General features: G+C 25.0%; 12 protein-coding genes. All 12 read left to right on the top strand.

The window, feature by feature from the left end:
• Nucleotides 1–508: 508 nt before the first annotated feature.
• The 12 genes from EHU54_RS03355 to EHU54_RS03410 all read left to right on the top strand — a co-directional run bounded on the left by EHU54_RS03355 (nucleotide 509) and on the right by EHU54_RS03410 (nucleotide 7,609).
• On the top strand, nucleotides 509–748 hold the full coding sequence (locus EHU54_RS03355) for a hypothetical protein (protein WP_400248936.1): 240 nt from the start codon (nucleotides 509–511) through the stop codon (nucleotides 746–748).
• A 2-nt stretch (nucleotides 749–750) separates the two neighbouring features.
• Nucleotides 751–1,527 carry a ParA family protein gene (locus tag EHU54_RS03360; protein ID WP_400248937.1) on the top strand — a complete coding sequence of 259 codons (777 nt, stop codon included), beginning with the start codon at nucleotides 751–753 and terminating at the stop codon, nucleotides 1,525–1,527.
• A gap of 386 nt (nucleotides 1,528–1,913) precedes the next feature.
• Entirely contained in the window at nucleotides 1,914–2,312 is a 399-nt protein-coding gene (locus tag EHU54_RS03365) for a hypothetical protein (protein ID WP_400248938.1), read from the top strand.
• The gene (locus EHU54_RS03370) at nucleotides 2,267–2,716 is read left to right on the top strand and encodes a hypothetical protein (RefSeq protein ID WP_400248940.1); all 450 of its coding nucleotides are present in this window, start codon (nucleotides 2,267–2,269) and stop codon (nucleotides 2,714–2,716) included. The genes EHU54_RS03365 and EHU54_RS03370 overlap by 46 nt, the downstream gene beginning before the upstream one ends.
• A complete protein-coding gene (locus tag EHU54_RS03375) occupies nucleotides 2,679–3,479 on the top strand; it encodes a hypothetical protein (protein ID WP_400248941.1) in 801 nt (266 codons plus the stop codon). Before EHU54_RS03370 ends, EHU54_RS03375 begins: the two co-directional genes overlap by 38 nt.
• A 62-nt stretch (nucleotides 3,480–3,541) precedes the next feature.
• Nucleotides 3,542–3,685: a hypothetical protein gene (locus EHU54_RS03380; protein WP_400248943.1), complete on the top strand. Its 144-nt coding sequence runs from the start codon at nucleotides 3,542–3,544 to the stop codon at nucleotides 3,683–3,685.
• 513 nt (nucleotides 3,686–4,198) lie between these two features.
• The gene (locus EHU54_RS03385; RefSeq protein WP_400248944.1) at nucleotides 4,199–4,849 is read left to right on the top strand and encodes a hypothetical protein; all 651 of its coding nucleotides are present in this window, start codon (nucleotides 4,199–4,201) and stop codon (nucleotides 4,847–4,849) included.
• Nucleotides 4,850–5,267: 418 nt separating this feature from the next.
• Nucleotides 5,268–5,462, top strand: coding sequence for a hypothetical protein (locus EHU54_RS03390; RefSeq protein ID WP_400248945.1), 195 nt, complete (start codon nucleotides 5,268–5,270; stop codon nucleotides 5,460–5,462).
• A 263-nt stretch (nucleotides 5,463–5,725) separates the two neighbouring features.
• Nucleotides 5,726–6,010 carry a hypothetical protein gene (locus EHU54_RS03395; protein WP_400248946.1) on the top strand — a complete coding sequence of 95 codons (285 nt, stop codon included), beginning with the start codon at nucleotides 5,726–5,728 and terminating at the stop codon, nucleotides 6,008–6,010.
• Nucleotides 5,997–6,770 carry a ParA family protein gene (locus tag EHU54_RS03400; protein ID WP_400248947.1) on the top strand — a complete coding sequence of 258 codons (774 nt, stop codon included), beginning with the start codon at nucleotides 5,997–5,999 and terminating at the stop codon, nucleotides 6,768–6,770. The genes EHU54_RS03395 and EHU54_RS03400 overlap by 14 nt, the downstream gene beginning before the upstream one ends.
• 250 nt (nucleotides 6,771–7,020) lie before the next feature.
• Nucleotides 7,021–7,281, top strand: coding sequence for a hypothetical protein (locus tag EHU54_RS03405; protein WP_400248948.1), 261 nt, complete (start codon nucleotides 7,021–7,023; stop codon nucleotides 7,279–7,281).
• Nucleotides 7,282–7,456: 175 nt separating this feature from the next.
• Complete coding sequence (locus EHU54_RS03410) at nucleotides 7,457–7,609, top strand: hypothetical protein (protein ID WP_400248950.1); 153 nt, start codon at nucleotides 7,457–7,459, stop codon at nucleotides 7,607–7,609.
• Nucleotides 7,610–7,614 lie beyond the last annotated feature (5 nt).

The following is a 7,614-nucleotide window of genomic DNA, read 5'->3' on the forward strand; positions in this document are numbered from 1 at the left end:
AAATCAAATTTATCAAATTTCATAATTTTAGATTCCTATAATTTCTATTTTAAATATATTTTATAGGAATTTTAAAATAACTAGGTTATGCAAGAAGTCTATTATTTTAATAAATTTTTGATATTTGATACAAGAATAATTATATCATAAGTAATTGATTAGTATAATGGTGAAATATTTAGAGCAATTTAAACCGAATAATTTAACCTAGCCTACCACTTAAAACCCTTATTTTATAAAGGTTTTTCATTGCTTGTTTTGCTATCGTTGTCTGTAACGCATTGAAAGTTATTTTCATCGGAAAATGGTAATAAAATTTTATAATTAATATTATCATAATTATTTTTTATAAAATAATTATATTTACTAGTTAAAGTATAAATAATTATAAATAATTATTTATATAAAAACACTTGATTTTAATTATATTTTTGATATTATAATTAATAATAATTATATTTACTATTTAAAGTATAAATAATTATTTTAGAAAGGAAATAAAATAATTATGCCAAATATAGATAAAGAAAAAACAAATATAACCAAAAATTTAATAAATAAAACATCAAGCTTTAGTGATGTCAGAGAATTTAAAAAATTAGATAATTCTACTTTTATGCCGCGTATGAAATGCAATTCACAAGTGGTTAAGGAATTTAGAAAAGAAGCAAAAATAAAAAAATGGCAATTAACAACTTTAATGAATGAAATATTAGCGGATAGATATAATATAGACTTGGAGGAATAAAAATGAAGATGATTAGTTTTGCAGTAAAAAAAGGTGGGGTCGGAAAAACCACTATTTGCAAAAATGTTGCTTATAAGTTAGCACTTGATGGGGCAAATGTTTTATTGATTGACCTTGACCCGCAAGCAACTTTAACACTAAATTTAGTTAATAATGTTTATAATAAAAATAAAACAATTAAGTCTATTTTAACCGAACCAGAATTAATAAAAATAGAACAACTTATTCAACAAACAAAGTATAAAAACATTAACATTATTGTTGGTGGGGAACAACTAAATAAAGTATCTGCTATTTTAAATTTAAACTATTCAAATGAAAAAGACCAACATTTAATAGCAGATACTCTATATATGGAAAATTATAAAACTTTTGATGGTTATGATTATGTGTTGATTGATTATCCACCATCTATTAATGAATTATCCCTTAGTTTTTTGATGTTATCTGATTTAATAATAGCACCGTTAACTGATGATGGAGGTTGTTATAAAGGAGTATTAGATTTAAAAAATACTTTAAATCATATTGCTAAAATTATTAATAAAGAACCACCAAATATTAAGATTTTATTAAATAATGTAAAAAATAATGATGTTACAGAAACCATTTTGGAATGATTAAAAAATGATAATCTTACTCAATATTTATTAAAATGTGAGATTAAACACTCAGATACTTTTTCCAAAAATACAGTTAAATTAGACACAATATGAACTAACCCTACATATTGACGGCAAAAACAAGCATACGAAGAACTCATCAAGGAAATCAAATAAATTATGTTATAATTTGCTTACCAAGATATTTTTTATCTTTGGTATTAGGTAAATTCCTATGCTACTAAATATCAACTGTATTAAATATCACTCTTCATTAATCTTCTCTTTTTAAAATAAAAAATTGCTTTTAAATAAAGCAATTGGTATAATATAATTGTGAAATTTAAAATAAATAAAATTAAGTGATAGTAATTTATCGTCAAATAAATTACTATCGTGGAAACACTAGTTAACACCTAGCGTTTCCACAGACAATTTTAACATATTTCTTGGTNGTTTTTTTTGGTAANACTGTGAAATATGTTAGAAATTGCTTGTGGGAATAGTGCGGTGGTGCTATTCTCTTTTTTTGTTAAAAAAGAGATTTCAGAAAGGAAATAACTATGAAAAAACTATTAAGTTTATTAACAATAACTACGCTCACAGCAAGTGTGCCAGCTCCGTTGCTTGGCAACACGGTGCAAACTCGTATCAAACGCGATGTTGAGACAACCGAAAAAGATGTTACTGGTGGTCTACACATTAAAATATCTAATATTAAAGATTTAAATTTAAATTGAAAAAGTATAAGTGGTACATTTAATGAAGAATTTAATACGCGTAATAATAAATGATATATAATGTCTTCAAGAAAACCTCAAACCACTGATGATTTTATAATTATTAAATTTAAAAATAATGATATTGATAAACCATTTGGGAATTTATGAAATAATAGTGTTGCTTTAGATGGTGAATGATATTCTGTCTCAGAATTTTATATAGATGAGAAGGAGAATTAGAACCAATAACTTTACCATTAATTGATGTAAAAAATGGTAAAGTTATAAATTGAAATGATATTTCACCGTTTCAAAAGGGAATAAAATTTTCTATTGTTGATGATAAAAATGGCTATTGATTAAAACTATATCAATTAGTAACTAATGGGCAAGTTAAAGTCAAAATGGCAAACACGAATATTGATACTATTAAAATCAATGGTAAAGAAATGTCCCAAACAAATAAAGTATGAGAATTTGACTTACCAACAGATAGTACTACCGTTGAAAATAAAGACTATAAAATTGAAGTTGTTTTTACCCTTGATAAAAAAAGTTATATGGGGCAAATTATCGTATCATCATTGCTATCTCAACCAAGTATTAATGTTAAAAAACACTTCGGTAATTGGCAATGTTGATAGTTATGTATATCAAGTACCAACCAATGGCAAAGTAGGAGATATTACTTTAACTAGTGATTTGTACTACTCTGATACCGAAGTTAAAGTTAGTTTAAATAAACCAACTAGTAGTAAAAATATTACAGCGCAAATATTTGGTTTAGATGAAAAATGAGAAAAAAACAGAAAAGTTTTTCAAATATTTGATAACCAAACATACAATTTAGATGGCAGTCAATTAGATACTTATCAAGGTCGTTATTTAATAGAAACAGAAGATAATGCAACAAACAAAAGTAGTTATTATGTTGTTATTAACAAAGATAATTTAACACCGAACTTTTGAGATACAAACCAAGGACACACTTTTTATAGTTGAGCAAATTTAAACGGCTATAATGAAAGCATTAAAAAACTTAATGCAACAGAACTAAACAAAATAATTAACGAAAGTAAAAATTGACAGCAACTAGCTAGTGATAGTCAATTTGCTACTGCTCTTGCGGATTGGTTTAAAACCAATGGTAAATTATTATCAAAAGAACCGTTGACAAAAGAACAAGTCGTAGAGCAGTTAAACAAACAAATTCCAAGTGATATCAAAATTCCTGCTATAAATACCAGCAACTATGATATAAACAAAGTTTCGTTTGTTTTAAATCAAACTGAGTTTAATCCAAACGACAAAGTAAATATTGTTATTAAATACAATAATGCGACATCAAAGCAATTTACCTTACAAATCAAAGATAGTAATGCACCAGATAATAAAAAAGTGGTTTAACTGGCTGAGCTATCTTTGGAATAGTTGTTGGTTCGCTTGCGGGTCTTGTTCTTCTTGGGTGGTTGTTTAAAAAATTTGTAGTTGACCCGTTTATTTTAGGACCAATCCGCAAGAAAAAAGAAAAAGCGTGAAGAATTAGAGAAGACAAAGCATTAGCGGAAATACAAGCCGAAGAAGAAGCCGAAAAAGCAAAAAGAGCGAAATAATCTTTCTTTAAAAACATAATAGTCATTTAAAATAAAAAATTGTTGTGTAGAAAAGATAGTTAGAAAATTTTTAGCAGAAATTTTGGGAATAGCGCGTGGTTCTCTAACTATCTTTTCTACACAACAATATAAATAATTATACTTTTTAAAAATGTCATAGTAAATATTTATGCTATAATAAACACAACTAAATAAAAACAAAGAAAATGACTTGCAGGTCATTCTTCTATACACCTATTAAGCGGTCTAACAAACCAATTAGTAGGGTCTGATATAATTTAACTGAACCGAACAATTTTGTTAGTTCTTGGTTAAATTATAACATTTTTTAATTTTTGTGTATAGGTAGAATGATAAAAAAGTCATCTACCTATTTTTTTTATTTAAATATCAAAAGAACAAAAAAATACCCTGATATTAGCGTTGAAACAAACCAATATATATATTTTGGAAAATATCAACGCTGATATGGGGTTTAAATTCGGTCAAAACCACAGAAAGGAGCATATTATTATGCAAGAATTACGCCAAACTGAACAACTCAATTACCACTTTGTTGAGATCAATGGGTTGAGTTATAAAGTTATTAATCAACTTGATGAAAATAAACATATCTCTAATTTTTACATTCCGAAAAAATTAGTTCGCCAACACCCAACCCGCCAAGATAGTTATAAAGTCAAAATTTATGACAAATTTATTTGTGTGCCTAAAAAAATGTGTTTTATTGATAAAACTGGTAAATACTTTTTGGTTGGTCTTGATATGTTCTTTACTTACTGAATTTATAATACTCGCGATAATAATAAGTATCGTTTGGCGGGTTATCAAGCGATTAAAGACACTGCAATTAAAGAATTGCATTATTTAACTGTGTCTCAACACAAATACGAAAAAGAACAAGCAACCAACCCGTTTTTAAGTGGGTTAACTTACCAACAAGCGCGCGAACAAATTTGTGCTGAAAGCGACAAATTAAAAGCAGAATACCAAACTTACATAAAAACTAAGTATTCTGCTAATAAAGCGAAATCATCTACCAGAGAAAATAATTCTCCTGTTGATTATTATAACACTGTTTATAAAAAAAACAAGGGTGACCCACCAGAATTATCCGAAGAAGAACTCGAACAGTTATTAGCGGAATTAGACAACTTAGACTAACTCCCCTATCGAGTTCTTCATTCCAGTATCAACAAAGCATAAGAGCTTGCATAAAACCACAGTGTAGCAAGACAAACAATACAACACCAAGATATGGTATTCATCATATCATTTTTGCTGTTTGATAAAACAATATTTTTTACTTGCCCTTTTCTTCCAATAAAAAACCAAAATAAATACCATTACTATACCAAAACAAAAATAAAATCAATAACTATGCTTGACAAGAACTAAACACCTACGAAATATGAAACAACAAAGTATAATAAAAATATAGGAGTAATATTTAATGTTTGACTTAAATTGAAATGTTATCATTTCTCTAAAATATGAGGATAATCAATTTTATTATTTGTGGCGATATTATCGAAATGGTAAAAATCAAATTACATAAAAACAAAAAACATATATTAAAAATTTGTTTTATCAGTATTATGTTCCAAATACAGAATGGCAATTTGAGTATTTTGAAAATAAACTAAATGAATTAAATACTCGCAATGCTAGTGAAATTATTAAAGGCTTACTACAAAAAGATAAGCAATTGATTAGTATTCTTGTGAAATATTTAGATCAATTTAAACCGAATAATTTAACTTATTCCCCTACTTAAAAACCTTATAAAAATAAGGGTTTTTTGTTGCTTGCTTGTTTATCGTCGTCTGTGGCGCATCGAACGTTATTTTCGTGGGTAAATGGTAATAAAATGTTAATTATATTTTTATTATTATAAATAATATTTATAATACTTGTATTATTTATAATACTATTTATTATAAATAATAAATGTTTACTTTTTTAATAAATAATATTTATAATACTTGTATTATTTATAATATATTATATAATAATTATGTATAGAAAGGGCGCGTTTTTATGCCACAAACTATTAATAAGTTAACCCACTTAAAAAAGATAAATAATAATGAATTTTTAGAACACAATAAAATAGTTAAAAATTTATCTAGTTTTAAAGAAACAAAAGAATTTAAAAAAAGAAATTTAAAAACAAATATTTTACCATCAATGACAGTTAAACCAAACTTAATTAAAAAATTCAGAGAAGAAGCAGAAGAAAAGTATTGAAAATTAACTACACTTATGAATAAAATTTTAGAAGAGCGTTATGGAAAGGAAAGCAATAAAAATGAAGATGATTAGTTTTAGTAATAAAAAAGGTGGGGTAGGGAAAACAACTCTTTGCAAAAATGTTGCTTATAAATTAGCACTTGATGGGGCAAAGGTCTTGTTAATTGACCTTGACCCCCAAGCAACCTTATCTGTTCAATTTGCAACAAAAGATATATTACAAAGTAAGTCATTATCAAAAATTATTAATGCTATTGATATGATACCTATAAAAAGCCTTATTCAATCAACAAAATATAAAAATATAGATATTATTGTTGGAAACGAAGAATTAAATAAAAGTAGTACTCTAATTAATACTATTTATCAAGAAAATGATAGAGATTTAATTGCAGATATTATTTATCAATCAAACCAAGAAACTTTTGATAGTTATGATTATGTCTTGATTGATTATCCCCCAACAATACAAGAATTAGGATTATCTTTTTTAACCTTATCTGATTTAATTTTAATTCCAATAAATAGCGGAATTGGTAGTTATAAGGGTATTGTTGATTTAAAAAATACATTAAATTTTATTTGCAGAAAAAATAACAGAAATTTACCAAAAATTAATATTATTCTTAATAATATAAAAGATAATGAAAATACTTCCACAGTTTTAGAATGATTAAAAAATGATAGTATTTATGAATTTTTATCTGAAAATATAATAAAGCACTCTGATACTTTTATTAAAACCGAAAATAAGTTAAGTAGTATTTGGGATAATAATGTTTATTGGCGACAAAAACAAGCATACGAAGAACTGATCAAGGAAATCAAATAACGATGAAAAAGAATAAGTGTTCTATTTCTTTTTGTAAAAAATATGCAACATTATCTAGTGGTACACTTTTTTTATGTAGCAATCACGAAGAAGACTTTATGAATTTTTTAATTAATTATGAGAAAACAGATATAATAAACAATTTTCAAAACATGAAGTTTTTGATAAATTAAAAACATTATATGTTGAAAAAACTACTAATTATATGAAAACTGACTTTGCAAAAAACCAAAATGATAGGATAAAAAGAATGGGAAAAGATATATTAAAATTAAATGAAATGAAAAAACAAGATTTTTTTACAAAATTAAATTTAATGTTTGATTGTTTTTGCAAAAATGTATTTTATAAAGTTTATTTATTAACTAATAAACACAGAATAAATTGTAATAAATGTAAAAAGAAAAATGCTGGACTTAGATACTATCATTTATGAAATGAAATTATTTTTGAATTAAAAGATGTTTTAAAAGAAAAAAATATAACATTTGAAGAATTTAAAAAAATATAGAAAAATTAATCAATTGTTTTATAATTGAAATTATATTGGAAGAATCAGACATAAATTTATTTGTAAATTATTGTTTAAACTGTTTTAAAAATGAAATACCAAAATTAAAACTTATAAAGCATTAATAATTTTTCATATTTCAAAAAATAAAAATTAGAAAGTAGATAAAATAATTATGAAAAAAATAGAAAATAAAGACACAATCAATCATAATTTAATGATTGTCGATGTTGATTTACAAAAATGTTTGAATTGTAGTTTTACGATTCAAAAAATCAATGATGAATGATTTACTATCAACACAGGAAATAACAACTGCTGTAAATAATAACT

This window comes from Spiroplasma sp. ald (genome assembly GCF_044714355.1).
Classification (GTDB): Bacteria; Bacillota_I; Bacilli_A; order Mycoplasmatales; family Mycoplasmataceae; genus Spiroplasma; species Spiroplasma phoeniceum.